Source organism: Kribbella sp. NPDC006257 (assembly GCF_040613535.1).
Classification (GTDB): Bacteria; Actinomycetota; Actinomycetes; order Propionibacteriales; family Kribbellaceae; genus Kribbella.
Genome location: NZ_JBEXSJ010000002.1, coordinates 92,941 through 118,745 on the forward strand (window position 1 = coordinate 92,941; position 25,805 = coordinate 118,745).

Annotated in this window: 19 protein-coding genes; all 19 read right to left on the minus strand. The window is 66.4% G+C overall.

Going from position 1 to position 25,805, the window contains the following annotated elements; all coding sequences use genetic code 11:
* Positions 1 to 225: 225 nt before the first annotated feature.
* A complete protein-coding gene (gene tuf / locus ABZ004_RS02665; protein ID WP_355678006.1) occupies positions 226 to 1,419 on the minus strand; it encodes an elongation factor Tu in 1,194 nt (397 codons plus the stop codon).
* Positions 1,420 to 1,491: 72 nt separating this feature from the next.
* On the minus strand, positions 1,492 to 3,603 hold the full coding sequence (gene fusA, locus ABZ004_RS02670) for an elongation factor G (RefSeq protein WP_355678007.1): 2,112 nt from the start codon (positions 3,601 to 3,603) through the stop codon (positions 1,492 to 1,494).
* A 72-nt stretch (positions 3,604 to 3,675) separates the two neighbouring features.
* Complete coding sequence (gene rpsG / locus ABZ004_RS02675) at positions 3,676 to 4,146, minus strand: 30S ribosomal protein S7 (protein ID WP_012923691.1); 471 nt, start codon at positions 4,144 to 4,146, stop codon at positions 3,676 to 3,678.
* Positions 4,146 to 4,520, minus strand: coding sequence for a 30S ribosomal protein S12 (gene rpsL / locus ABZ004_RS02680; RefSeq protein WP_012923692.1), 375 nt, complete (start codon positions 4,518 to 4,520; stop codon positions 4,146 to 4,148). Before rpsL ends, rpsG begins: the two co-directional genes overlap by 1 nt.
* A gap of 272 nt (positions 4,521 to 4,792) precedes the next feature.
* Positions 4,793 to 5,569, minus strand: a complete 777-nt coding sequence (locus ABZ004_RS02685; protein ID WP_355678008.1) for a maleylpyruvate isomerase N-terminal domain-containing protein — start codon at positions 5,567 to 5,569, stop codon at positions 4,793 to 4,795.
* On the minus strand, positions 5,562 to 6,776 hold the full coding sequence (locus ABZ004_RS02690) for a nuclear transport factor 2 family protein (RefSeq protein WP_355678009.1): 1,215 nt from the start codon (positions 6,774 to 6,776) through the stop codon (positions 5,562 to 5,564). The genes ABZ004_RS02685 and ABZ004_RS02690 overlap by 8 nt, the downstream gene beginning before the upstream one ends.
* Positions 6,777 to 7,065: 289 nt before the next feature.
* Positions 7,066 to 10,926 (minus strand): DNA-directed RNA polymerase subunit beta', encoded by a 3,861-nt coding sequence (locus ABZ004_RS02695; RefSeq protein WP_355678010.1) that lies wholly within the window; start codon positions 10,924 to 10,926, stop codon positions 7,066 to 7,068.
* A gap of 67 nt (positions 10,927 to 10,993) precedes the next feature.
* The gene (gene rpoB, locus ABZ004_RS02700) at positions 10,994 to 14,476 is read right to left on the minus strand and encodes a DNA-directed RNA polymerase subunit beta (RefSeq protein ID WP_355678011.1); all 3,483 of its coding nucleotides are present in this window, start codon (positions 14,474 to 14,476) and stop codon (positions 10,994 to 10,996) included.
* A gap of 276 nt (positions 14,477 to 14,752) precedes the next feature.
* Complete coding sequence (locus ABZ004_RS02705; protein WP_355678012.1) at positions 14,753 to 15,199, minus strand: hypothetical protein; 447 nt, start codon at positions 15,197 to 15,199, stop codon at positions 14,753 to 14,755.
* Between the two features lie 220 nt (positions 15,200 to 15,419).
* On the minus strand, positions 15,420 to 15,920 hold the full coding sequence (locus ABZ004_RS02710) for a hypothetical protein (protein WP_355678013.1): 501 nt from the start codon (positions 15,918 to 15,920) through the stop codon (positions 15,420 to 15,422).
* On the minus strand, positions 15,917 to 17,206 hold the full coding sequence (locus ABZ004_RS02715) for an MlaD family protein (protein ID WP_355678014.1): 1,290 nt from the start codon (positions 17,204 to 17,206) through the stop codon (positions 15,917 to 15,919). Before ABZ004_RS02715 ends, ABZ004_RS02710 begins: the two co-directional genes overlap by 4 nt.
* The gene (locus ABZ004_RS02720; protein ID WP_355678015.1) at positions 17,203 to 18,456 is read right to left on the minus strand and encodes an MCE family protein; all 1,254 of its coding nucleotides are present in this window, start codon (positions 18,454 to 18,456) and stop codon (positions 17,203 to 17,205) included. Before ABZ004_RS02720 ends, ABZ004_RS02715 begins: the two co-directional genes overlap by 4 nt.
* 23 nt (positions 18,457 to 18,479) lie before the next feature.
* Entirely contained in the window at positions 18,480 to 19,670 is a 1,191-nt protein-coding gene (locus ABZ004_RS02725) for an MCE family protein (protein ID WP_355678016.1), read from the minus strand.
* A complete protein-coding gene (locus ABZ004_RS02730; protein WP_355678017.1) occupies positions 19,667 to 20,677 on the minus strand; it encodes an MCE family protein in 1,011 nt (336 codons plus the stop codon). Before ABZ004_RS02730 ends, ABZ004_RS02725 begins: the two co-directional genes overlap by 4 nt.
* Complete coding sequence (locus ABZ004_RS02735; RefSeq protein ID WP_355678018.1) at positions 20,674 to 21,705, minus strand: MCE family protein; 1,032 nt, start codon at positions 21,703 to 21,705, stop codon at positions 20,674 to 20,676. Before ABZ004_RS02735 ends, ABZ004_RS02730 begins: the two co-directional genes overlap by 4 nt.
* Positions 21,702 to 23,030 (minus strand): MCE family protein, encoded by a 1,329-nt coding sequence (locus ABZ004_RS02740; protein ID WP_355678019.1) that lies wholly within the window; start codon positions 23,028 to 23,030, stop codon positions 21,702 to 21,704. The genes ABZ004_RS02735 and ABZ004_RS02740 overlap by 4 nt, the downstream gene beginning before the upstream one ends.
* A gap of 4 nt (positions 23,031 to 23,034) precedes the next feature.
* The gene (locus ABZ004_RS02745) at positions 23,035 to 23,862 is read right to left on the minus strand and encodes an ABC transporter permease (RefSeq protein ID WP_355678020.1); all 828 of its coding nucleotides are present in this window, start codon (positions 23,860 to 23,862) and stop codon (positions 23,035 to 23,037) included.
* A gap of 1 nt (position 23,863) precedes the next feature.
* Positions 23,864 to 24,637: an ABC transporter permease gene (locus ABZ004_RS02750; protein ID WP_355678021.1), complete on the minus strand. Its 774-nt coding sequence runs from the start codon at positions 24,635 to 24,637 to the stop codon at positions 23,864 to 23,866.
* Positions 24,634 to 25,581 carry an ABC transporter ATP-binding protein gene (locus ABZ004_RS02755; protein WP_355678303.1) on the minus strand — a complete coding sequence of 316 codons (948 nt, stop codon included), beginning with the start codon at positions 25,579 to 25,581 and terminating at the stop codon, positions 24,634 to 24,636. Before ABZ004_RS02755 ends, ABZ004_RS02750 begins: the two co-directional genes overlap by 4 nt.
* Between the last annotated feature and the right edge of the window lie 224 nt (positions 25,582 to 25,805).

Below are 25,805 nucleotides of genomic sequence, written 5' to 3' on the forward strand. Positions count from 1 at the left end.
CACCCTCCAGACAAGTGTCTGTGGCGCACCCCGGCGGCCTCGCCTGAGCAACCTGAATATTGTGCCAGAGATTGGCATCGGAATGCCAATCGAGGTGGCGCTGTGGTGGCTGTACGCCTTGATCCGGAACCGTTCCGGGGTCACCGACCCCGACTTGCCCCGGATCAGGCGTAAAGCAGAGGTCCGCGAGGGCTCGGTGAGCCAGCCCTCGCGGACCTCATGAAATCACTTGAGGATCTTGGTGACCCGGCCGGCGCCGACGGTACGGCCACCTTCCCGGATCGCGAACTTCAGGCCCTCTTCCATGGCGATCGGCTGGATCAGCTCGACCGACATGTCGGTGTTGTCGCCCGGCATGACCATCTCGGTGCCCTCGGGCAGCGTGACGACGCCGGTGACGTCCGTGGTGCGGAAGTAGAACTGCGGGCGGTAGTTCTGGAAGAACGGCGTGTGCCGGCCGCCCTCCTCCTTCGACAGGATGTAGACCGAAGCGTCGAAGTTGGTGTGCGGGGTGGTGGTGCCCGGCTTGATGACGACCATGCCGCGCTCGACGTCCTCGCGCTTCGTACCACGAAGCAGCAGACCGACGTTCTCACCGGCCTGGCCCTCGTCGAGGAGCTTGCGGAACATCTCGATACCGGTGACGGTCGAGGTCTGCTTCTCCGGACGGATACCGATCAGGTCGACGGTCTCGTTGACCTTGATGATGCCCCGCTCGATCCGGCCCGTGATGACGGTACCGCGACCGGTGATGGTGAAGACATCCTCGACCGGCATCAGGAACGGCTTGTCGATCTCGCGCTCCGGCTGCGGGATGTAGGCGTCCACGGCGTCCATCAGCTCGAGGATCGACTCGCCCCACTTGGCGTCACCCTGCAGTGCCGGGTGGGCCGCGACCTTGACGACCGGCGCGTTGTCGCCGTCGAACTCCTGGTCGCTCAGCAGCTCGCGAACCTCGAGCTCGACGAGCTCCAGGATCTCCTCGTCGTCGACCATGTCGCACTTGTTCAGGGCGACGACCATCGCCGGCACACCGACCTGACGGGCGAGCAGCACGTGCTCACGCGTCTGCGGCATCGGGCCGTCGGTGGCGGCGACGACCAGGATCGCACCGTCCATCTGGGCCGCACCGGTGATCATGTTCTTGATGTAGTCCGCGTGACCCGGGCAGTCGACGTGGGCGTAGTGCCGGGCCTCGGTCTGGTACTCGACGTGCGCGATGGAGATGGTGATACCGCGCTGACGCTCTTCCGGCGCCTTGTCGATCTGATCGAAGGCCGACGCCTCGTTCAGCGTCGGGTACTTGTCGTGCAGCACCTTGGTGATCGCCGCGGTAAGAGTGGTCTTACCGTGGTCGATGTGACCGATGGTGCCGATGTTGACGTGCGGCTTAGTCCGCTCGAACTTCGCCTTAGCCACTGGGGCCCTCCTGGAAAGTGTTGACTTACGCCGTACGCCGACGCGCTGTGGGTTGGTTGGTCCGGAGCGAGATTACTCGCCGCGGGCCTTCTTGATGATCTCTTCCGCCACGTTCTTCGGAACCTCGGCGTAGGAATCGAACTGCATCGAGTACGACGCGCGGCCCTGGGTCTTCGACCGAAGGTCACCGACATACCCGAACATCTCGGACAACGGCACCAGAGCCTTGATGGCCCGGCTGCCACCGGGGCCCTCGTCCATGGACTGGATCTGGCCGCGGCGTGAGTTGAGGTCGCCGATCACTTCACCCATGTAGTCCTCCGGGGTGATGACCTCGACCGAGAACATCGGCTCGAGGATGACCGGCGTCGCCCGGCGGGCGGCGTCCTTGAAAGCCATCGAACCGGCGATCTTGAAGGCGAGCTCGGACGAGTCGACATCGTGGTAGGCGCCGTCGGTCAGGGTGACCTTGACGTCCACCATCGGGTAGCCGGCCAGGACGCCGAACTCCATCGCTTCCTGGGCGCCCTCGTCCACCGACGGGATGTACTCCCGCGGGATCCGGCCACCGGTGACGGCGTTGACGAACTCGTAGCCGCCCTCGCCACCCAGCTCGGCCGACGTCGGCTCGATGTTGATGATCACACGCGCGAACTGACCCGAACCACCGGTCTGCTTCTTGTGCGTGTAGTCGACCTTCTCGACCTTCTTCTTGATGGTCTCGCGGTAGGCGACCTGGGGCTTGCCGACGTTGGCCTCGACGCGGAACTCGCGCTTCATCCGGTCGACCAGGATCTCCAGGTGGAGCTCGCCCATCCCGGCGATGATCGTCTGGCCGGTGTCCTCGTCGGTCCGTACCTGGAAGGTCGGGTCCTCCTCGGCGAGCCGCTGGATCGCGACGCCCAGCTTCTCCTGGTCGCCCTTCGACTTCGGCTCGATGGCGACCGAGATCACCGGGGCCGGGAAGGTCATCGACTCCAGCACGACCGGCTTGGCCGGGTCGCACAGCGTCTCACCGGTGGTGGTGTCCTTCAGACCCATCACGGCGACGATGTGGCCGGCGCCGACCGACGCGATCTCCTCGCGCTTGTTCGCGTGCATCCGGTAGATCTTGCCGATCCGCTCCTTGCGCCCCTTGGTGGGGTTCAGGACCTGGGTGCCGGTCTCGAGCTTGCCCGAGTACACCCGGATGAAGGTCAGCTTGCCCAGGTGCGGGTCGGCCGCGATCTTGTAGGCCAGCGCCGAGAACGGCTCGGAGTCGTCCGGCTTGCGGGTGACGACGACCGCGGCGTCCTTGACGTCGTGGCCCTCGATGTCCGGCACGTCCAGCGGGCTGGGCAGGAAGGCGTTGATCGCGTCGAGCAGCGGCTGGACGCCCTTGTTCTTGAAGGCGGTGCCGGTCAGGACCGGGGTCAGCTTGCTGGCGATCGTCGCGCGCCGGATGCCGGCCATGATCTGCTCCTGGGACGGCTCCTCGCCCTCCAGGTACAGCTCCATGATCTCGTCGTCGGCCTCGGCCAGCGTCTCGATCAGCTTGTCGCGCCACTCGGCGGCGATCTCGGTGTGCGTGGCCGGGATCTCCTCGACGGTGTAGTCCTCACCCATCGTGGTCTCGCCGCGCCAGGTCAGCGCGCGCATCCCGATCAGGTCGACGACACCGATGAAGTCGGCCTCGGCACCGATCGGCAGCTGCAGCACCAGCGGCACCGCGGCCAGCCGGTCGACGATCATGTCGACGCAGCGCATGAACTCGGCGCCGGTGCGGTCCAGCTTGTTCACGAAGCAGATCCGCGGTACGCCGTACCGGTCCGCCTGACGCCACACGGTCTCGGACTGCGGCTCGACACCCGCGACACCGTCGAAGACGGCGACCGCGCCGTCGAGGACGCGCAGCGAGCGCTCCACCTCGACGGTGAAGTCGACGTGCCCAGGGGTGTCGATGATGTTGATGGTGTGGTCTTTCCAGGTGCAGGTCGTCGCGGCGGACGTGATGGTGATGCCGCGCTCCTGCTCCTGCTCCATCCAGTCCATCGTGGCGGCGCCGTCGTGGACCTCACCGATCTTGTACGTGATACCGGTGTAGAAGAGGATCCGCTCGGTCGTCGTCGTCTTACCGGCGTCGATGTGGGCCATGATGCCGATGTTGCGCACCATGCTCAGGTCGGTGGTGATTTGTACGGCCACCTCGGTGGTCTACCTCTCGCTTCTGTCTAGCTCAAAAAGTGTGAACGCGGGGGCCCGGGACCGGGCCCCGGATCACCAGCGGTAGTGGGCGAAAGCCTTGTTGGCTTCGGCCATCTTGTGCGTGTCCTCGCGACGCTTGACCGACGCACCGAGACCGTTGGACGCATCCAGGATCTCGTTCATCAGGCGCTCGGCCATGGTCTTCTCGCGACGGGCCCGGGAGTACGACGTGAGCCAGCGCAGGGCGAGCGTGGTCGAGCGACCGGGCTTGACCTCGATCGGCACCTGGTAGGTGGCGCCACCGACACGGCGGCTCTTCACCTCGATGCTGGGCTTCACGTTGTCCAGGGCGCGCTTGAGCGTGATGACCGGGTCGGTGCCGGTCTTCGTCCGGGTGCCCTCGAGGGCGGTGTAGACGATGCTCTGCGCGATCTGCTTCTTGCCGTCGACCAGGATCTTGGAGATCAACTGGGTGACGAGCGGCGAACTGTAGACCGGGTCGATGATGACCGGCCGCTTCGGGGCGGGACCCTTGCGCGGCATTAGCTCTTCTCCTTCTTCGCGCCGTACCGGCTGCGAGCCTGCTTCCGGTTCTTCACACCCTGGGTGTCGAGCGAACCGCGGATGATCTTGTACCGGACACCCGGGAGGTCCTTCACACGACCACCACGCACGAGCACGATCGAGTGCTCCTGCAGGTTGTGGCCGACGCCCGGGATGTAGGCGGTGACCTCGATGCCGCTGGTGAGGCGGACGCGAGCGACCTTGCGAAGCGCCGAGTTCGGCTTCTTCGGGGTGGTCGTGTAGACGCGCGTGCACACACCACGACGCTGAGGGGAACCCTTCAGGGCCGGCGTCTTGTTCTTGGACACCTTGTCCTGGCGGCCCTTGCGGACCAACTGCTGGATGGTGGGCACCGCGTAGGTCTCTTTCTGTCGTCCGGTCGGTTGCTGCGCACCTGACCCCCGCGGTCGGGTGTGTCGCGAGGGCACGGACACGCCGGAGTCATAAACTTTCTGACTGTCGGCAGAAGTCCCGTGCCACGCGCTGACCCGAAAATTACGAGGGGCACGCATGACGGCCCAGGATGACCCGGGCACGATCGTTAAGACTAGCGGCTGCCTCAAGCACGGTCAAAACAGAAGCCCGTGAGGAGCTGAGGCGCAGCCGCTAGACCAGTTTACAGCCTTTACGGCGTAACCCTGCCATCGACGAGTCCGGCCGCTGCCAGGGTGTCGCCCTCCAGCCGCAAAGATCCGGCCGGAAGCCTCCTCCACATGGCCAGATACAGCTCCAGCGCCGTCCCGGAGACGATCACGTCACCGGTCGCCCCGGACCTGTCCACGGTGGACGGTTCTCCTTGTCCTGCAGGCGTCAGCGTCCACTCGTGCCCGGTATCGACAGCCCGTACGCCGACCTGCCGGGTCACCACCGGCGGAAATCCGCGAGCCAGCATCCGGGGCAGGAAGACCTCGAACACCTCGTCGACCCCGTCCGCGGCCACGGCCGGTGGAATCACCTGACCCAGCGGCCGGCCGGTCTCGATCGAGTCGGTGTCGGCGGCCGGATCGGCTGCTGCCTGGAGGGCATCCACCAGGTGAACCGCCGTCTCATGCAGCCTGCGGCGGGTCCAGAAGCCCGCGAACTGCTGCCCTGGCGAGAAGTTCCAGCAGTGTTCGGCCGGGTCGACCGCCTTGATCGCGGCCACCAGCGCCGCGGTCGTGCCGGCGTACCAGTCGGACCAGGAGATGGCGGTCCGCAGTACTGCGGGGACCTTCTGGGGTTGGCTGCTGAGCAGGATCGAGGCCGCCCAGCGCTGGCCGGCGCCGACGTGCTCGGCCAGGTCGGCCACGGTCCAGCCCGGGCAGGACGGCACCGCGGCGGCCGGGGCAACGATCTCGAGGATCGCTGCCAGCTCCGCCGCGGTGCGCTCGAACTCGGCGAGCGGGTCGAATCCGTCAGCCAAGAACCCGGACCTCGGTGATCAGGCCCTCCTGGACCCGGTAGAACGCGATCGTCGGAGTCGGGCCGTCGTCGCCATGGCTGATCGACTGGTCCACCACCCAGTCGCCCTGGGTCATCCGGTGCACCAGTTCGCTCTTGCACTGGCCGGCCTCGAAGCGGGGCTGGTAGTACTCCCGGAGCGACCGGCGACCGCGCAGTACGGCGCCGTCTGCTGTTTGCAGCTGGGCGGTCGGCGAATACATCGCCAGGAACGCTTCCAGGTCGTGCGCTTCGTACGCCGAGTGCTCGCGTCCGACGACCCGCGAGGCAGGCGTCTCGGCGGGCAGCAGCGGCGTGCTGACCGGCGCGGCCGGTTTCTGCGGTACTACTGGGGCCGGCTTCTCTGCTACTGCTGCGGCCGGTTTCTCCACGACTACAGAGGTTTTCACCTTCTCCGTCGTCATGGTCGTGGTCGGGATGGGGAGTTGGGTGGCTGTCGGGTCTTCGCCCAGGTGGGCGATGGCCCAGTCGAGGGCCTTGGTCACCGCGGCGCGGGATTCGTCGGTGTGGTCGAGCATGTCGAAGCCGTGTTGCCCTTTCGGTACGTCGATGATGTCCAGCGCGGTGCCACCGGCGGAGACGAACTCCGCCACCGGACCGGCGAGCTCGTCGAGCTCGCGGCCGACCCTCGTCAGCAGCACCGGCAGGTCGGTAGTTGATGCTTTGCCGATCACCTCGGCGGCGGAAACCAGTTCGTCGACACCGGGCGGGGTGGCGAGGCGGGGATAGCTCAGCGCGATGCCGCGCAGCCAGCCGGGGCGGCTGTCCAGCCACTCCCCCGCCAGCAGGCCGGCCCCGGAGAAGAACCAGAGCACGATGCGCTCCGGGTCCACCTGCGGATCGGCCCGCAGCAGCCCGACAGCGGCCTCCACGTCGTCGGCGGCGGCACTCAGCTGGTCGAGCCCCCGGATCAGCCGGTGATCGACCACGACGGCCACCAGGCCGCGTTGAGCGATCGCGGCCGCATAGCCTTGATAGACGGGCCAGTCCCGGGGTGTGACGCTGAGATCAGCGGGTCCGGGACCGCCGTGGATCAGCAGGATCGCGCCCGTCCGCGCCGTACTGGCGGGGCGGTGGAAGTCCAGCTCGCCGACCCGGTCGACGCGCAGCTCCGCGGCCCCTTCGACGGGCAGCACGAACGGTCGCAGGTAGGGCGGGAGATCCGGCATGTGCGTCCTGCTTTCTCCTTAGCTCGGACCGCTTTGTACTTATTTCAAATTATTCTCGCGCATCCCACCGACAGTCCCACGCCGACCCCTCGCAACACTCCGCACAGCTTCGAGCACGCTCGGCAGTTCAATCGCCGGTGCTGTCCCGCAACCCCTTCTGCACCTTGGATCCCACCCTCCCCACCCTCGTTGCCTCAAGCAACAGACCGTCCGCCGTACCCCGGAAAAGCCGCGAGGGCGGCACCCCCGTGCTGGGGGGTGCCGCCCTCGGGCGTACTGCTGACTGGACTCAGTTCTGGTAGGAACCGAGGTCGAAGTCGTCGAGCGGGACCGACTGACCGGTGGACGGGCCGAAGTCGTAGTCGTACGACTCGTAACCGACCATCGAGTACATCGCGGCCTTCGCCTCCTCGGTGGGCTCCACCCGGATGTTGCGGTAACGGTCCATGCCGGTACCCGCCGGGATCAGCTTTCCGATGATGACGTTCTCCTTCAGACCGACCAGCGAGTCGGACTTGCCGTGGATCGCGGCCTCGGTCAGGACCCGGGTCGTCTCCTGGAAGGAGGCGGCCGACAGCCACGACTCGGTCGCGAGCGACGCCTTGGTGATCCCCATCAGCACCGGGCGACCGGAGGCCGGCGTACCGCCCTCGGCCACGACGCGACGGTTCTCGGCCTCGAACATCAGCCGGTCCGCCAGCTCACCCGGCAGCAGGTTCGCCTCGCCGGACTCGATCACCGTGACCCGGCGCAGCATCTGCCGGACGATGATCTCGATGTGCTTGTCGTGGATGGCCACACCCTGCGACCGGTACACCTCCTGGACCTCGTCCACCAGGTGCTCCTGCGCCTTGCGGACACCCAGGATCCGCAGAACTTCCTGCGGGTCCGGCGTACCCTGCGTCAGCTGCTGACCGACCTCGACGTGCTGACCCTCTTCGATCAGCAGGCGGCCACGCTTCGACACCGGGTAGGCGACCTCCTCGGAACCGTCGTCCGGGGTGAGCACCAGCTTCCGGGTCTTGTCGGTGTCCTCGATCGAGATCCGGCCCGCGGCCTCGGCGATCGGCGCCTTGCCCTTGGGCTGGCGAGCCTCGAAGAGCTCGACCACACGCGGCAGACCGTGGGTGATGTCATCACCCGCGACACCACCGGTGTGGAAGGTCCGCATCGTCAGCTGCGTACCCGGCTCACCGATGGACTGCGCCGCGATGATGCCGACGGCCTCACCGATGTCGACCGGCTTGCCGGTCGCCAGCGAACGGCCGTAGCACTTCGCGCAGGTACCGGTCTTGGCGTCACAGGTCAGCACGGAGCGGACCTTGACCGACTCGATCCCGGCCTCGACCAGCTTGGCGATGGAGACATCGCCCAGGTCGCTGCCCGCGGCCAGCACCAGGTTGCCCTTGGCGTCGAACGTGTCCGTCGCCAGGGTGCGTGCGTAGGCACTGGTCTCGACGTTCTCGGCGTGCACGGTCTTGCCGTCCGCGCCGGTCTGGCCGATCTGCTTGGGCAGACCACGCTCGGTGCCGCAGTCCTCCTCGCGGATGATGACGTCCTGCGACACGTCCACCAGACGACGCGTCAGGTACCCGGAGTCGGCGGTCCGCAGCGCGGTGTCGGCGAGACCCTTGCGGGCACCGTGGGTGGCGATGAAGTACTCGACCACCGACAGGCCCTCGCGGAAGTTCGCCTTGATCGGCCGGGCGATGATCTCGCCCTTCGGGTTGGCCACCAGACCACGCATACCGGCGATCTGCCGGATCTGCATCATGTTGCCTCGGGCACCCGAGTGGACCATCATCCAGATCGGGTTGGCCTTCTCGAAGTTCTCCTCCATGGCCTTGCCGACCTCGGCGTTGGCCCCGGTCCAGATCTCGATCAGTTCCTGGCGCCGCTCGGACGCGGTGATCAGACCGCGCTCGAACTGCTTCTGGACCTTCTCGGCCTGGGCCTCGTAGCGAGCCATGATCTCCGGCTTGCTCGGCGGCGTGCTGAAGTCGTCGATCGACACCGTGACACCCGACCGGGTGGCCCAGCGGAAACCGAGGTCCTTCAGCGCGTCCAGGCAGTTCGCCACCTGGACCTTGGAGTAGCGCTCGGCCAGGTCGTTGACGATCGAGCCCAGCTGCTTCTTGCCGACCTCGGTGTCCACGAAGGTGTAGTCGCTCGGCAGCGCCTCGTTGAAGAGGGCGCGGCCCAGCGTGGTCTCCATCGAGAACCCGCCGTCCGGCCGCTCGGTCGACCCGGCCGGCGCGCCGGCCTCGGTCAGCCGCAGCGTGATCTTCGCCTGCAGGGACAGTTCCTTGCGGTCGAAGGCCATCAGCGCCTCGGCCAGCGAGCTGAAGGCGCGGCCCTCGCCGAGGGCACCTTCCTTCAGCATCGTCAGGAAGTAGATGCCGATGATCATGTCCTGGGTCGGCATCGTGACCGGACGGCCGTCAGCAGGCTTCAGGATGTTGTTCGTCGACAGCATCAGGATCCGGGCCTCGGCCTGCGCCTCGGCCGACAGCGGCAGGTGCACCGCCATCTGGTCACCGTCGAAGTCCGCGTTGAAGGCGGAACACACGAGCGGGTGGATCTGGATCGCCTTGCCCTCGATCAGCTGCGGCTCGAACGCCTGGATCCCCAGCCGGTGCAGGGTAGGCGCGCGGTTCAGCAGCACGGGGTGCTCGGTGATGACCTCTTCCAGCACGTCCCAGACCTGGGCGCGCTGACGCTCGACCATCCGCTTGGCGGACTTGATGTTCTGCGCGTGGTTGAGGTCGACAAGCCGCTTCATCACGAACGGCTTGAACAGCTCCAGCGCCATCGCCTTCGGCAGACCGCACTGGTGCAGCTTCAGCTGCGGGCCGACCACGATGACCGAACGGCCGGAGTAGTCGACGCGCTTGCCCAGCAGGTTCTGACGGAAGCGACCCTGCTTGCCCTTGAGCATGTCGGACAGCGACTTCAGCGGCCGGTTGCCCGGGCCGGTGACCGGACGTCCACGGCGGCCGTTGTCGAACAGTGCGTCGACGGCCTCCTGGAGCATCCGCTTCTCGTTGTTGACGATGATCTCGGGCGCGCCCAGGTCGAGCAGCCGCTTGAGCCGGTTGTTCCGGTTGATCACCCGGCGGTACAGGTCGTTCAGGTCGGAGGTGGCGAACCGGCCACCGTCGAGCTGGACCATCGGCCGCAGGTCCGGCGGGATCACCGGAACGCAGTCGAGCACCATGCCCATCGGGCTGTTGTTGGTGGCCAGGAACGCGGTGACGACCTTGAGCCGCTTCAGGGCGCGGGTCTTGCGCTGGCCCTTGCCGGTCTTGATGGTCTCCCGCAGGCTGTCCGCCTCGGCCTTGAGGTCGAAGGTCTCCAGGCGCCGCTGGATCGCGGCCGCGCCCATCGCACCCTCGAAGTACTTGCCGAACCGCTCCTTCATGGCGCGGTACAGGATCTCGTCGCCCTCCAGGTCCTGGACCTTGAGGTTCTTGAACCGGCTCCAGACCTCGTCGAGGCGGTCGATCTCGCGCTGCGCACGGTCGCGCAGCTGCTTGACCTCACGCTCGGCGCCTTCCTTCACCTTGCGGCGAACGTCGGCCTTCGCGCCCTCGGCCTCGAGCTGGGCGAGGTCCTCCTCGAGCTTCTTCATCCGGGTCTCGATGTCGTTGTCGCGCCGGCTCTCGAGCTGCTTGCGCTCGACATCGGTCCGGCCCTCCAACGACGAGAGGTCGCGGTGCCGCGCCTCGTCGTCGACGTCGGTGATCATGTACGCCGCGAAGTAGATGACCTTCTCGAGGTCCTTCGGGGCGAGGTCGAGCAGGTAACCGAGTCGCGACGGAACACCCTTGAAGTACCAGATGTGGGTGACCGGCGCGGCCAGCTCGATGTGGCCCATCCGCTCGCGGCGCACCTTGGAACGGGTGACCTCTACGCCACACCGCTCACAGATGATGCCCTTGAAGCGAACACGCTTGTACTTACCGCAGTAGCACTCCCAGTCCCGGGTGGGACCGAAGATCTTCTCGCAGAACAGACCGTCACGCTCGGGCTTGAGCGTCCGGTAGTTGATCGTCTCGGGCTTCTTGACCTCGCCGTGCGACCACTGGCGGATCTCATCCGCGGTCGCCAGGCCGATCCGAAGCTCGTCGAAGAAGTTCACGTCGAGCACGATGTGTTATCTCCCGTAGCTAAAAAATGGTCTGAGTGAGTTGGTTCGATCTCGAGCGGCAACCCGCTCAGACCTCCTCGACGCTGTTCGGCTCACGCCGGGACAGGTCGATTCCGAGTTCCTCCGCAGCGCGGAAGACGTCCTCTTCGCTGTCGCGCATCTCGACCCGGCTTCCGTCGGACGAGAGGACCTCGACATTCAGACACAGGGACTGCATTTCCTTGACCAGAACCTTGAAGGATTCCGGGATACCCGGCTCCGGGATGTTCTCGCCCTTGACGATCGCTTCGTAGACCTTGACGCGACCGACCACATCGTCCGACTTGATCGTCAGCAGCTCCTGCAGCGCGAAGGCGGCACCGTAGGCCTCCAGGGCCCACACCTCCATCTCGCCGAACCGCTGACCACCGAACTGCGCCTTACCACCCAGCGGCTGCTGCGTGATCATCGAGTACGGACCGGTCGAGCGGGCGTGGATCTTGTCGTCCACCAGGTGGTGCAGCTTCAGCATGTACATGTAACCGACGCCGACCGGCTGCGGGAAAGGCTCCCCCGAGCGGCCGTCGAACAGGTTGGCCTTGCCGGTGCTGTCGACCATCCGGTCGCCGTCGCGGTTCGGCAGGGTCGAGCCGAGCAGGCCGGTGACCTCTTCCTCACGCGCGCCGTCGAAGACCGGGGTGGCGACGTTCGTGAACGGAGCGGCTTCGCCGGCGCCGATCTTGATCAGTCGCTGGGCCCACTCTTCGGTGCTGTCCGGGTCGACCTTCCAGCCGCGGCTGGCAACCCAGCCGAGGTGGGTCTCGAGCACCTGACCGACGTTCATCCGGCCGGGCACGCCCAGCGGGTTCAAGATGATGTCGACCTGGGTGCCGTCTTCCATGAACGGCATGTCCTCGACCGGCAGGATCTTCGAGATGACGCCCTTGTTGCCGTGGCGTCCGGCGAGCTTGTCGCCGACGGAGATCTTGCGCTTCTGCGCGACGTACACGCGGACCAGCTGGTTCACGCCCGGCGGCAGCTCGTCGCCGTTGTCGCGGTCGAAGACGCGGACCCCGATGACGGTTCCGTTCTCACCGTGCGGCACCTTCAGCGAGGTGTCGCGGACCTCCCGCGCCTTCTCACCGAAGATCGCCCGGAGCAGCCGCTCCTCCGGGGTCAGCTCGGTCTCACCCTTGGGCGTGACCTTGCCGACCAAGATGTCACCGGTGGTGACCTCCGCGCCGATCCGGATGATGCCGCGCTCGTCCAGGTCGGCCAGCATCTCGTCGGAGACGTTCGGGATGTCCCGGGTGATCTCTTCCGGACCGAGCTTGGTGTCGCGGGCGTCGACCTCGTGCTCCTCGATGTGGATCGAGGTGAGCAGGTCCTGCTGCACAACGCGCTGCGACAGGATGATCGCGTCTTCGTAGTTGTGACCCTCCCACGGCATGAACGCCACGAGCAGGTTCCGGCCGAGGGCCATCTCGCCCTCGTCGGTGCACGGACCGTCCGCCAGCGGCGAACCGACCTCGACCCGCTGACCGGCGTCGACCAGCGGGCGCTGGTTGATGCAGGTGCCCTGGTTCGAGCGACGGAACTTGGCCAGCCGGTAGGTCTGGTAGGTGCCGTCGTCGGCGGCGACCTCGATCAGGTCGGCCGAGACCTCCTTGATCACACCTGCCTTCTCCGACACCAGCACGTCACCGGCGTCGACCGCTCCGCGGAACTCCATGCCGGTACCGACCAGGGGGGCGTCCGCGGTGATCAGCGGAACGGCCTGGCGCTGCATGTTGGAGCCCATCAGGGCGCGGTTGGCGTCGTCGTGCTCGAGGAACGGGATCATCGCCGTGGCGACCGACACCATCTGGCGCGGGCTGACGTCCATGTAGTCCACGTCGTCGACCAGCACGAGCTCGACCTCACCGTGGCGCCGGCGGACCAGCACCCGGTCCTCGGCGAACACGTCGTCAGCAGTCAGCGCCGCGTTGGCCTGAGCGATGACGAACCGGTCCTCCTCGTCCGCGGTCAGGTAGTCGACCTGGTCGGTGACCCGGCCGTCGACGACCTTGCGGTACGGCGTCTCGACGAAGCCGAACGGATTCACCCGGCCGTACGTCGCGAGCGAGCCGATCAGACCGATGTTCGGGCCTTCCGGGGTTTCGATCGGGCACATCCGGCCGTAGTGGGACGGGTGCACGTCGCGAACCTCGAAGCCGGCCCGCTCGCGGCTCAGACCACCCGGGCCAAGGGCCGACAGGCGGCGCTTGTGGGTGAGTCCCGCGATCGGGTTGGTCTGGTCCATGAACTGCGACAGCTGGGAGGTGCCGAAGAACTCCTTCAGCGCCGCCACCACCGGACGGATGTTGATCAGGGTCTGCGGCGTGATCGCCTCGACGTCCTGGGTCGTCATCCGCTCCCGGACCACGCGCTCCATCCGGGCCAGGCCGGTGCGCAGCTGGTTCTGGATCAGCTCACCGACGGTGCGCAGACGGCGGTTGCCGAAGTGGTCGATGTCGTCCTCTTCGACGACGATCTCGCCCTGCGGCGCGGCCAGCTCGGTCTTGCCCTCGTGCAGCGCGACCAGGTACTTGATCGTCGCGACGATGTCGTTGATCGTCAGGACGGCCGTGTCGTGCGCCTCGTCGCGGCCCAGCTTCTTGTTGATCTTGTAGCGACCGACCTTGGCCAGGTCGTAGCGCTTGCCGTTGAAGTAGTAGTTGTCCAGCAGCGCCTGGGCAGCCTCGCGCGTCGGCGGTTCGCCGGGGCGCAGCTTGCGGTAGATGTCGAGCAGCGCGTCGTCCTGCCCGGAGGTGTGGTCCTTCTCCAGGGTGAGCCGGATCGACTCGTACTCGCCGAACTCCTCGAGGATCTGCGCGTCGGTCCAGCCGAGTGCCTTGAGCAGCACGGTGACGTTCTGCTTGCGCTTGCGGTCCAGCCGCACGCCCACCATGTCGCGCTTGTCGACCTCGAACTCCAGCCACGCACCGCGCGACGGGATGATCTTGGCGGTGAAGATGTCCTTGTCCGACGTCTTGTCCGGTGTGCGCTCGAAGTACACACCGGGCGAGCGGACCAGCTGGGACACGACGACACGCTCGGTGCCGTTGATCACGAACGTGCCCTTGCGCGTCATCAACGGGAAGTCACCCATGAAGACGGTCTGGCTCTTGATCTCGCCGGTCTCGTTGTTCATGAACTCGGCGGTGACGAACAGCGGCGCCGAATAGGTGACGTCGCGCTCCTTGCACTCGTCGACCGTGTTCTTCGGGGGCTCGAACCGGTGATCGCGGAACGACAGCGACATGGTGCCGCTGAAGTCCTCGATCGGGGAGATCTCTTCGAAGATCTCCTCCAGGCCGGACGGGGAGGAGAGGTCGGTTCGACCCTCCGCCTCGGCGGCGGCCACGCGGGCCTGCCAGGTTTCGTTCCCGACCAGCCAGTCGAAACTGTCCACCTGCAGCGCAAGCAGATCCGGAACCTCGAGAGGCTCGGAGATCTTTGCGAAGGAGATGCGGCGGGAGCCGGAAACGTCGGTAATACTGTCGGACTGGGGGTTGCGCGAGGCGACCAAGGGGCGTCCTTCCACGGGCTCGCAAAAGTAACTATTCGGTGCGGCACATCGGTGCTGGGAGCGCACGCCAAACGGCCCTAGTCAAGTTTTGAGCCGAACCAGGGTGGGGTAAAGGCAGCGCAAAGCAATAGGCTACCCGATCAGGGCAAGCCTGTCCAATGGGGTCCGACACTATGCCTTCGGACCACCCACTCCGTCAAGGATCGACCCGGGTTCTCCAGCGGGTAGATCCACCCGCGAGCCGCCCGGCACGTCCTGTCCGGAGTCAGCAAGAGACTACAGTCCGGAGATCTCCTGGACCAGCCATTGGTCCCCGTTTCGGACCATCGTGAAGCGGGTCCGGTTCAGGTCCACCCGGGGCTTACCCTGCGTGATCGTGCTGGTGGTCGTCTGGTTCACGAAGATCACCAGCGTCACCCGGTCGGCATCGCCGTCGCGTACGCCGACCTCGCGGACCTCGGCCCGCACGGTCGCCTTGGTCTTGGTCGCCAGCTCGCCCGCGACCTTGGCGGTGGCGTCGAACTTGGTGGCGAAATCCGGGGTCATCGTGGCCCGGGCCGCCGCGAAACTCTTGTCGAGTGAGCGGTAGTCGTAGCTCAGGGCAACCTCGGCGGCCTTCCGGCCGGCCGCGGCGGCCTGGCTGCGGGCGTCCTCGGCCTCCTTGCCCTTGAGCGCCTTCACGCCCAGGATCCCGGCCACCGCGAGCACCAGTACGATCACCACGGCAAGCAGGGCCGACAAAACCGCGCCGAGCGGCTTCTTGTCCTTTTCGACAACCGGAACAGCAGTTTCGTTACTTTCTGTAACTTCGACTTTGCTCGCAGGAGCGGGGGTTACCCGCTTTTCAGGCGTCTCAATCGTGTCGGTTGACACGTCGGAAGAGACACTGCCCGTACGCCGTTGGCCGGCGATCCGGGGGCGGTTCCTGGGGCGATCCGGCATCTCAGCCCACCACCTGGAAGTCGGCGGTCAGCCAGCGGTCCTTCTCCCGGACCATGTCCAGCTTGATCCGGTAGCGCCGCTGGACACCGTCCTTGGCCGCCGTGTTGGTGACCACCGCGTTCGCGATCACCAGCACCTGGGCCGAGTCCTTGTCGTTCGACACCACCGCGGCCTCCACCACCTCGCCTTGCGAGCTGGCCTGGTTCGTCACCACCTCGGTCTTCACCTGGCTCGCCCCGGCTGCGAACTCTTCCTTGAACTGCCCGGTGGAGCCGTCCAGCACCCGCTTGGCGTCCGCGTCCCAGGAGCTGTACTTGTACGTCGTGAAGTCCAGGGTCAGCTGCCGCGCGGCCTGCATCGCACTGGTCCGCTCACTGTCGCGGCTGTGCTGACGGCTCAGCGCCACCGCCGACAGGACGGCCGCGCCGAGCGCGACCACCAGCAGGACGCTCAGCGCCCAGGCCAGAACAACCGGACCACGCCGGGAAGTACGAGAAGTCACTGTCCACTCACCGGTCCGAGGATAAGTGCCTTCCAGGAATCGGCGCCCAGCAGGTCCGCCTGACCGCCGGTGGAGCCCAGGATCAGGTCCGGCATCCCGCCGCTCCCGCCGGCCACACCGGTCGCCGGGTCGTAGCCGACGCCGTAGCCGGTGCGGTTCAAGTTCCGCGAGGACGGCGACGGCTTGTTCTGGGAGCCACGGACGTCGATGCCCGACCCGGCGGACGCAGTACAGCCGGCCTTGGTGTTCGCGGCCTTGCTGGTGGTGTCCTGCGGCACGCGCCACGTCGTACCGCCGTAGCCGGCTCGGCAGGCAGGTGGGCTGAAGCCGAGCACCAGTCCGAAGTGGGCGTCGTAGTGCCCGGTCCCAGGATCCTTGCCCGGTACGACGTAACCGCCCATCGCCACCGCCGGGTAGACCACCAGCAACTGTTCGACGGCGTCCAGCCGGACTGCCGTCATCTCGCTAGTGGTCAGCAGGTTGCCGAGCAGTACTGCGATGTCACCGCGGTTCTCGGAGATCAGGGCGGTGAGCTGTTCGGAGGCGCCCGAGCCCTGGTCGATCACCGTGCGCAGGTTCGCGTCCGAGCTGACCAGGGTGTCCGACAGCAGCGCCAGGTTCTTCGCCCAGGTCTTGATCGCGTCCCCGCTGGCCACCTGGGTGGCGAGCGCGGTGTTGCCGTCGTTGATCAGCTTGATCGTCTGCAGGATGTTGGCGTCCGCGTCGTTGATCAGCAGCCCGGAGCTGTCGATGATCTTCTGCAGGTCGCTGCCCCGGCCGCGGAGCGCGTCGCCGAGTTCCTTGACCGTGGTCTTCAGGCTGTTCTTGTCGACCGAGTTCACCAGCTGATCGAGGTTCAGCAGCAGCTCGGTGGTGTCGATCGGCAGCGCGGTGTCGGCCCGGGCGATCTGCGAGTGGTCGCGCAGGTACGGCGAACCGTCGCGCCGCGGCTGCAGGTCGACGTACTGCTCGCCGATCGCGGACCGGTTCGCGACCACCGCGAGCAGGTCACTGGGAATCTTGGTCTTCTTGTCGATGTCCAGGTCGACGTTCACGCCGTCGTTCAGCAGGGTCAGCTTGCCGACCCGGCCGACCGGCTTGCCGCGGTACGTCACCTCGGCGCCGGTGAAGATGCCGCCGGACTCGGCGAAGCTGGCGCTGACCGTGTAGCTGTCGTCGACGAACAACCGGTCCACCTGGGCGTACCGGGCACCGACGAAGGCGATACCGACGACGGTGATCAGCAGGAACACCATCAGCTGGATCCGGACGGTTCTGGTGATCACTTGGCCACCCCCGGCATCAGGACCTTGGCCAGCTCCGGGTCGAACGCGGAGCGGTTCAGCGTCGCCGTACAGACCGGTAGGCCGAGCAAGGTGATGCAGCTGGTCGCAGTACCGGTCGGCAACGGCAGCGGGGGCAACCCGGCAGACGTCTTTTTACCGGAGGGGAACTGTGGTGAGTTGTGCAGCGGGAGGCTGACCCCGAGCGTCGGCAGCGTGAGACCCGTCGTCGGCAGGTCGAGACCGAGCAGGCCCTTCAGCGCCGCCTGGGTGTTCACGTCGAGGGTGATGTTCAGGTTGGTGAAGTCACCCTGGACCGCCTTCGCTGCACCGTCCGGGAACGGGTAGGTGAGCAGGAGCTCGAGCGACTTCGGCAGGTTCTCCCCTGCCTCGGCCAGCTTGGTCAGCGTCGGGTAGAGCGACTGCAGGTTCGCGACCAGGTCCTTCTGCGAGGCAGTGATCACACGGGTTGCCGTGCTACCCAGCTTGCTCAACGCCTGCAGCGTCTTGACCAGGGCGGCGCGCTGCTTGTCCAGAGTGGCGATCGACTTCGGCAGCGAGTCGATCGCGGTGGCCAGCGTCGCCTTCTGCGCGTTCAGCTTCTTCGCCAGTGCGTCGACGGCGGTGATCGCGGTGACGATCTTCTGCTTGTTCTGGTCGAGCGTGCCGACGAAGGTGTTCAGCTGGGTGAGCACGCTCTTGATGGCCGGCTCGTTCCCGGTCAGCGCCTTGTTCAGCTCCTGGGTGATGATCTGCAGCTGCGCGACGCCACCGCCGTTCAGCAGCAGGGACAGCGCGGACAGGACTTCCTCGACCTCGACGTTACTGGTGGTCCGCGAGAGCGGGATCAGCTCGCCGTTGTCCAGCTTGCCGCGGGGCTTCTCGTCCCCGGTCGGCCGGGACAGGGATACGAACTTCTCGCCGAGCAGGCTGGTCTGCCGGATCGTCGCGTGCGTGTTGTCGGGCAGGTCGAGGCTCTTCGGCAGCTTGATCTTGACCTTGGCGACGTAGCCCTCGAGCCAGACCTTCTGCACCGTGCCGACGGTGACGTCGTCGACCTTCACCGTCGACTTGGGCACCAGGTCCAGCACGTCGGCGAACTCGACCGTCACCGTGTACGACGGGCCCTTGATCTTCGCGCCACCCGGCAACGGCAGCGAGTAGACGCTGAAGTCGCAGCCGGACAGCAGGGTGGCCATCGCGACCACGCCGGCGAGCATCGCCGTACGGCGTCTGCCCCTCGTCGAAGACATCCCTCTGCTTCTCGTCGAAGAAATCACCGTGAGCCTCCCGGGACCAGGCCGCCGAGGGTCTCGTCGACGTTGTCCGGGCTGGGCAGCTTCTTCGGCGGAGGCGGCGCCCACGGCGTACCGGCCGGGCCGCCGGAGCCGGTGATCGAGCCGAGCAGCGGCAGCTTCGGCAGCAGGTCCACGACCTGCTTCAGCGCCGAGCAGGTCGACAGCGGCTGGTTCGCCTGCAGTAGGAGCGAGCAGATGAAGGAGGCCGGGTCGTCGAGCTGGGCCAGGTTGATCCGCTGGTCCAGGGTGCCGAACTGCGGGTTGTAGACCCGGGCCAGGTTGCCGAGGCCGAGCGGCGCGGTGTCGATGATCTCGGCCAGCGCCGCCTTCTCCTTGACCAGGATCTGGGAGATGTCGGTGGCGCCGGAGATCGTTGTCTTCAGCAACGCGCGGTTGTCCTTGACGAAAGAAGCGACCTCACCGAGGGCCGTCGCCAGGGTGGCGAGCGCCGCGCCGAGGTCCTTGCGTTCGCCGGCCAGCGTGGTCGAGGTGGTGGCGAAGTTGGTGTTGAACTGCTTCACCAAGGTGTCGTTCGCGGCGAGCGCGGAGACGAAGGTCTGGAGTTGGCGGACCGTGCTGAACAGGCTCTTGGAGTTCCCGGCCAGCGTCTGGGTCAGCGTCGAGACGTCGGTGATGGTCTGGTTCAGCTTGGCGCCCTGGCCGTTCAGGTTCGCCGCGGAGACGTCGAGCAGCCGCGACAGCGCGCCCTGGTCGTTGGCGCCCTTGGGGCCTAGCGCGACGGACAGGTCGTTCAGGGACTGGTAGATCTGGTCGAGTTCCAGCGGTACGGCGGTGCGCTCGAGCGGGATCTCGGCGCCATCGGCCATCGCCGCGCCTTTGGAGTACGCCGGGGTGAGCTGGACATAGCGGTCGGCAACGATCGACGGTGAGGCGATCACGGCCTTGGCGTCGGCGGGGACCTTGTGCTTGGCCTCCCACCAGAACTTCACCCGCACCGAGCGGCCGGCCGGCGTCACGCTCTCGACCTCACCGACCTTGATGCCGAGGATCCGGACGTCCGACCCGGGGTAGACGCTGACCGCCCGTGGGAAGTACGCCGTCGCACTGACCCGCTTCGGATGCGGCCAGAGCGCGATCGCACTCACCGCGATCACCACCAGCACAACACCGATAGCGATCAGCCTGGAGAAACCAGCCACTTTTGTCATCGGCCACCTCCCAGGATCGGTAGGCCGGGGATCGTGACTCGTGGGAGCGGGATCTCGGGGACGGGGACGAGGTTCTGGACGTAGGTGTCGAACCAAGGGCCGGTGCCGAGGGTGTTGGTGAAGACGCGGGCGTAAGGCGCGAGGCCCTTGATGCTGGCGTCCAGGGCGTCCTGGTTCTTCAGCAGGACCGCTAGTACGGCGTTGACCTTCTGCAGCGTCGGGCCGAGATCCTTGCGGTTCTCGCGGACCAGCGCGGTGATCTGCGCGGACAGCTTCTGGGTCGAGACCAGCAATTCGTGGATCAGCGCACGCCTCGCCTGGACCGCCTGGAAGACCGTGTTGCCGTCCTTCAGCAGCTTGATCAGCTGCTGGTTGCGGTCGGCAAGGATCTTGGTGACCACGTCGGAGTGCTGCAGCAGTTGCTTCAGCTGCTCGTCGCGCTTGGCGACGTTCCGGGACAACCGGGACAGTCCGTCGAGCGACGCGCGGACCTCTTCCGGCGTGTTCTTGAACGTCGACGACAGCGTGTCCAGCGCCTTGGCCAGCTGCGCCGTGTCGATCCGGTCGGTCGTGTTGGCGAGATCGGTGAACGCGTCGACCACGTCGTACGCCGAGATCGTCCTCGCCAGCGGGATCTCGGTGCCCTCCTTGAGCTGGCCCTTGCCGGCCGGGTTCAGCTTCAGGTACTTCTGGCCGAGCAGCGTCTTGATCTTCATCTCGGCGCCGGTCTGGTCGCCGAGCTTGACGCCCTTGTCGACCACGAAGTCGACCCGGACGTGGGTGCCTTCGAGCTCCACCTTGCGGACCTGACCGACCCGTACGCCGGCGACCCGGATCTCGTCGTTCGGCTTCAGCCCACCGGCCTCGGAGAACTGCGCGGAGTACTTCGTCCCGCCACCGATCAACGGCAGATCCTGAGCCTTGAACGCAGCCAGCATGATCAACCCGATGATCGTCAGCCCGACCACCCCGATGGTGACCTGGTTCTGCTCGCGGAAGGGCTTCACTTCGCACACCTCGCGGAGTTGTTCTGGTAGCTCACCGGGATGCGGGTGCCTAGCGGCAGGGTGACGTTGCCGTCGAAGCCGCAGAGGAAGAAATTGAACCAGGATCCGTACTGCGCGGTCCGGGTCATCGTCTGCAGCTTCTCGGGCATGAACTGCAGCGTCTTCACCCAGATCGCCTGGGTGTCGTCCAGCGTCGTCGCCGTCGTCCGGAGCTTGTCGAGGTCCGCCTTCAGCGGCACCCGGGACTGCTGCAGCAGGCCGGCCGTCTTGGTGTTCAGCGAGTTGATCGAGCCGAGCGAACCGAGGATCGGGTTGATGTCCTGGCTCAGCCCGGTGATGAACTGCTGCAGGTTCACCAGCAACTGGGAGAAGTTCTGCTGCCGCTGCGAGACGATCTGCAGGGTCGAGGTCAGGTTGGTGATCAGGTCGCCGATCACCTGGTCGGAGTCGGCAAGCGTGCTGGTCAGCGAGGCGGTCCGGGCCAGCAGGCTTTCGATCGTGCCGCCCTCGCCCTGCAGGACCTTGATGACCTCGAAGGCGAATTGGTTCACGTCGGCCGGGGTGAGCGCGGTGAACAGCGGCTTGAACCCGTTGAACAGCACCGACAGGTCCAGCGCGGGTGCGGTCCGGTCCTTGTCGATGATCCCGTTCTTCCGCATCCGGGTGCCGCCGCCGACGCCCTCGGTGAGCGCGATGTAGCGGTTGCCGACCAGGTTCCGGTAGCGCAGCGTCGCCCGGGTGGTGGTGTCGACCGACTGGTCGGAGTCGACGCTGAAGGTCACCATCGCGTACTTGTCCTGGTAGATGGCGATCTTGTCGACCTGCCCGACCCGGACGCCTGCGATCCGGATGTCGTCACCCTTGTTCAGCCCGACCACGTCCGTGAACACTGCCCGGTACTTCGTGGTCGAGTTGAAGCTGATGTTGCCGATCGTGACGGCCAGCAGCGCGGTCGCGATCGTCGTGATCACCACGAAGATCCCGAGCCGGATCGTGTCGAACGAGGTCTTCTTGTCGAAAAGTTTCATTTGAGATTCACCTGCCCACCGCGGACCAATGGGCCGATCATCAGGGTGGTCAGATCCGGTACGTCGTTCGCCGGGACGCCCATGGCCGGGCCGGCGAAGGAGTCGATCACCCTCTGCTCGGCCGGCGTACCGGCGCCTCCGTTGTCCATCGCGAACCCGGGCGCCGACCGGTTCAGGGTCAGGTTCAGCGGGAACCGGGTGGTCTTGTTGTGGTCACCGATCACGCCGTCCTCGCCGGTCACGTAGGGAGCCGGGTTCTGCTGGGTGTACGGGCCGGGCTTCTCCCCCGGCACGCTGTAGTTCTTGCCCACACAGGTCGGCCCGCGGTGATCGGCGTAGACCGGCAGCTCGTTCGACTGGTACGGCGTGGGCTGGTTGGTGATCAGCTCCAGGTTGATGTGCAGCCGGCCGTCGCGGAACGTGTCGTTCAGGATCGGCGCGGTCTCCGTCATCACCCTGAGGAAGCAGGGGAACTCCGGCGAGTACCGCTCCAGCAGGTCGAGCACCGGCCGGCTCACCTCGCCGAGGCGGATCACCCGGTCCTCGTTCTCCTTCAGGAACCCGTCGCCGGTCGTCGACAGCGTCTGGACGTCGGTGAAGAACTTCTGCAGCTGCTGTTCCTTCTCCACCACGGTGTTGCCGGTGATGGTCAGGTTGCGCAGGGCCCGGACGAGGTCCGGCGTCACGTCGCCGTAGATCTGCGAGACCTGGGTGAGCTTGGTCAGCGCCGCGATCAGGCCTGGCACGTGCGGGTTCAGCTTCTTCAGGTAGCCGTCGAGCTGGGTGAGGGTCTTGGCGACCTCTTCACCCCGGCCTTCGAGCGCGGTCGCCAGCGTGTTCAGGGTGGCATTCAGATCGGCCGGGTCGACGGCCTGCAGCAGCGGCAGCGCGTCGTTCAGCACCTTCTCGATCTCGATCCCGACCGCCGTCTTGTCCCGGCTGATCACGTCGCCGGCCTTGATCGCCCGGCCCTCGGGACCTTCCGGCGGCACCAGCGCGACGTACTTCTCACCGAACAGGGTCTTCGGCAGGATCCGCGCGCTGACCTGGCTGGAGATCTCCTTCACCTGGTCGGGCTTCAGCGACAGCTCGACGGTTGCCTCGTCGCCGTCGGTGGAGACCTTCTTCACCTCGCCGACGATGATGCCGCGCAGCTTCACGTCCGCGTGCCGGTTCAGCTGCAGACCGATGTGGCTGGTCTTCAGCTCGACCGTCACCGTGTCGGTGAAGACCTTCGCGTAGAAGGCATAGGTGAGCCAGAGCAGGAAACACAGCAGCCCGATAAAGGCCGTGCCGAGAATTCGCCTGGTCAGTGTTTGTCTCATGGCGCTACCCCGCCAGCCTGACCGTGGTCGTCGTACCCCAGATGGCCATCGAGAGCAGCAGGTCCACGACGTTGATCACGACGATCGAGGTCCGTACTGCGCGGCCGACGGCGACTCCTACTCCGGCCGGACCGCCGGATGCGTGGTAGCCGTGGTAGCAGTGCACCAGGATCACCAGGACGGCGAAGACGAGCACCTTCCCGAAGGACCACAGCACGTCACCTGGTGGCAAGAACAGATGGAAATAGTGGTCGTACGTCCCGGTGCTCTGCCCGTAGAAGGTGGTCACGGTCAGCCGCGTCGCGAAGTACGAGGCCAGCAGACCCACGACGTACAGGGGTATGACCGCGACCAGGCCCGCGATGATCCGGGTGGTCACCAGGAACGGCAGCGACGGGATCGCCATCACCTCGAGGGCGTCGATCTCCTCGCTGATCCGCATCGCGCCGAGCTGCGCGGTGAACCCGCAGCCGACGGTCGCGGCGAGCGCGATGCCGGCGATCAGCGGGCCGATCTCACGGGTGTTGATGTACGCCGAGACGAAGCCGGCGAAGGCCGAGGTACCGATCTGGTTCAGCGCCGAGTAGCCCTGCAGGCCGACCTCGGTGCCGGTGAAGAAGGCCAGGAAGGTGATCACGCCGACGGTGCCGCCGATGACCGCGAGGGCACCGGTGCCGAGCGTCACCTCGGCGAGCAGCCGGAGGATCTCGCGGCGGTACCGGGTGACCGACTTGCCGGACCAGGCCAGCGCCTTGATGTAGAAGGCGAGCTGCTCACCGAGGTGGTCGAGCGAGCTCAGCGGCTTCTTGATCAGGTAGTCGAGGGCCGACATGTCAGGCCCCCTTCGGCGGAACGAGCTGGAAGTAGATCGCCGTCATCGAGAAGTTCGCGACGAACAGCAGCATGAAGGTGATCACGACCGACTGGTTCACGGCGTCACCGACGCCCTTCGGACCGCCACCGGCGTTCATGCCCTTGTACGACGCGACGACGGCGGCGAGGAACCCGAAGACGAGCGCCTTGACCTGGCCCTGCCAGAGGTCCGGGAGATGGGCGAGCGCGGTGAACGAGGCGATGTAGCTGCCCGGCGTACCGTCTTGCAGGACCACGTTGAACACGTAGCCGCCCATCACGCCGACGACGCTGACGAAGCCGTTCAGGAAGAACGCGACCATCATGGTGGCGAGCACCCGCGGTACGACGAGGCGCTGGATCGGGTCGATACCGAGCACCATCATCGCGTCCAGCTCTTCGCGGATCTTGCGCGACCCGAGATCGGCACAGATCGCCGAACCCCCGGCGCCCGCGATCAGCAGCGCGGTCGCGATCGGCGAGGCCTCCCGGACGACGGCCAGCACGGCGGCCGAACCGGTGAACGCCTGCGCGCCGAACTGCTTGATCAGCCCACCGACCTGCAGCGCGATCACCGCGCCGAACGGGATCGCGACCAGCGCGGTCGGGATGATCGTCACGCTGGCGACGAACCAGGCCTGCTGGAGGAACTCGCGCACCTGGAACGGCCGCCGGACCGACGCCCGGGCGGTGTCCAACGCAAAAGCAAAGAGGTTCCCAGCGTTCCTCAGCGGGGCGGTCGCGTTAATGGTCACCGCGCCCCCACCGTGCTCGAAGCGAACGAGCCTGGAGGTGGGGTCACCCCGTTGTCCGCGCACCATTGGCCGGGGACTCGCTGGGTCGGGCGGAGCAGGCCGCTGCTCGGGAGTTGCTGGAGCGGGATCGGTGGCAGCGGCGGCAGCTCCTGGTCCGCCTCGGCGGCCAGCTCCTCGGCGTCCTTCTCCTCCGACATGCCGATCGGGCCGATCATCTGCGCGTTCAGGAACTGCCGGACTACCGGCTCCTCGCTGGACAGCAGCATCTCGCGCGGGCCGAACATCGCCAAGTGCTTGTGATAGAGCATCCCGATGTTGTCCGGCACAGTCCGGGCAGTGTTCACGTCGTGGGTGACGATCAGGAAGGTGGCGCCGAACGCCTCGTTCAGATCGATCATCACCTGGTTCAGGAACGACGTACGGACCGGGTCGAGGCCGGAGTCCGGTTCGTCGACCAGCAGGATCTCCGGGTCGAGCACCAGCGCGCGGGCCAGCCCGGCCCGCTTGCGCATCCCGCCGGAGATCTCGCCGGGCAGCTTCTTCTCCGCGCCGACCAGGCCGACCATCTCCATCTTCTCCATCACGATGGAGCGGATGTCGGACTCGGACTTCTTGGTGTGCTCGCGGAGCGGGAAGGCGACGTTGTCGTACAGGTTCATCGAGCCGAACATCGCGCCGTCCTGGAAGAGCACGCCGAACAGCCGGCGGATCTCGTACAGCTCGCGTTCGCTGCAGGTGGCGATGTCGGTGCCCTCGATGAAGACGTGACCCTGGTCCGGCTTGAGCAGACCGATCAGCGTCTTGAGGAATACGGACTTCCCGGTACCGGAAGGGCCCAGCATCACGCAGATCTCGCCGGCCGGCAGCGTCAGGGACACGTCGCCCCAGATCAGCTGGCTTCCGAAGGACTTGGTCAGTCCCTCGACGCGGACTTCTACGCCCACCTGGCCCTCCACATCGATCAAGACTCAACGGGATTGTTCTGCAGCCCCGACCGACGACGCTTCGACGGTCCAACGAGGGCGCGGTGCCCTAGGTTACGCACGAGTCACTTAATACGTAACCCCCGGATGTCAAGTGTCGGTGACCGATGAGTCACGCTCTGGTCACGCTCCGTCCGGCGCGTACATCCGGTCACCGGTCTGGACCGGACCGGTCAGGTACAGTC

Excerpts from the sequence above, each read along its gene's own strand:
- rpsG (WP_012923691.1), bottom strand. The coding sequence starts at position 4,146 with ATGCCGCGCAAGGGTCCCGCCCCGAAGCGGCCGGTCATCATCGACCCG.
- ABZ004_RS02690 (WP_355678009.1), bottom strand. The coding sequence starts at position 6,776 with ATGCCGGATCTCCCGCCCTACCTGCGACCGTTCGTGCTGCCCGTCGAA.
- ABZ004_RS02720 (WP_355678015.1), bottom strand. The coding sequence starts at position 18,456 with ATGTCTTCGACGAGGGGCAGACGCCGTACGGCGATGCTCGCCGGCGTG.
- ABZ004_RS02725 (WP_355678016.1), bottom strand. The coding sequence starts at position 19,670 with ATGACAAAAGTGGCTGGTTTCTCCAGGCTGATCGCTATCGGTGTTGTG.
- ABZ004_RS02735 (WP_355678018.1), bottom strand. The coding sequence starts at position 21,705 with ATGAAACTTTTCGACAAGAAGACCTCGTTCGACACGATCCGGCTCGGG.
- ABZ004_RS02740 (WP_355678019.1), bottom strand. The coding sequence starts at position 23,030 with ATGAGACAAACACTGACCAGGCGAATTCTCGGCACGGCCTTTATCGGG.
- ABZ004_RS02745 (WP_355678020.1), bottom strand. The coding sequence starts at position 23,862 with ATGTCGGCCCTCGACTACCTGATCAAGAAGCCGCTGAGCTCGCTCGAC.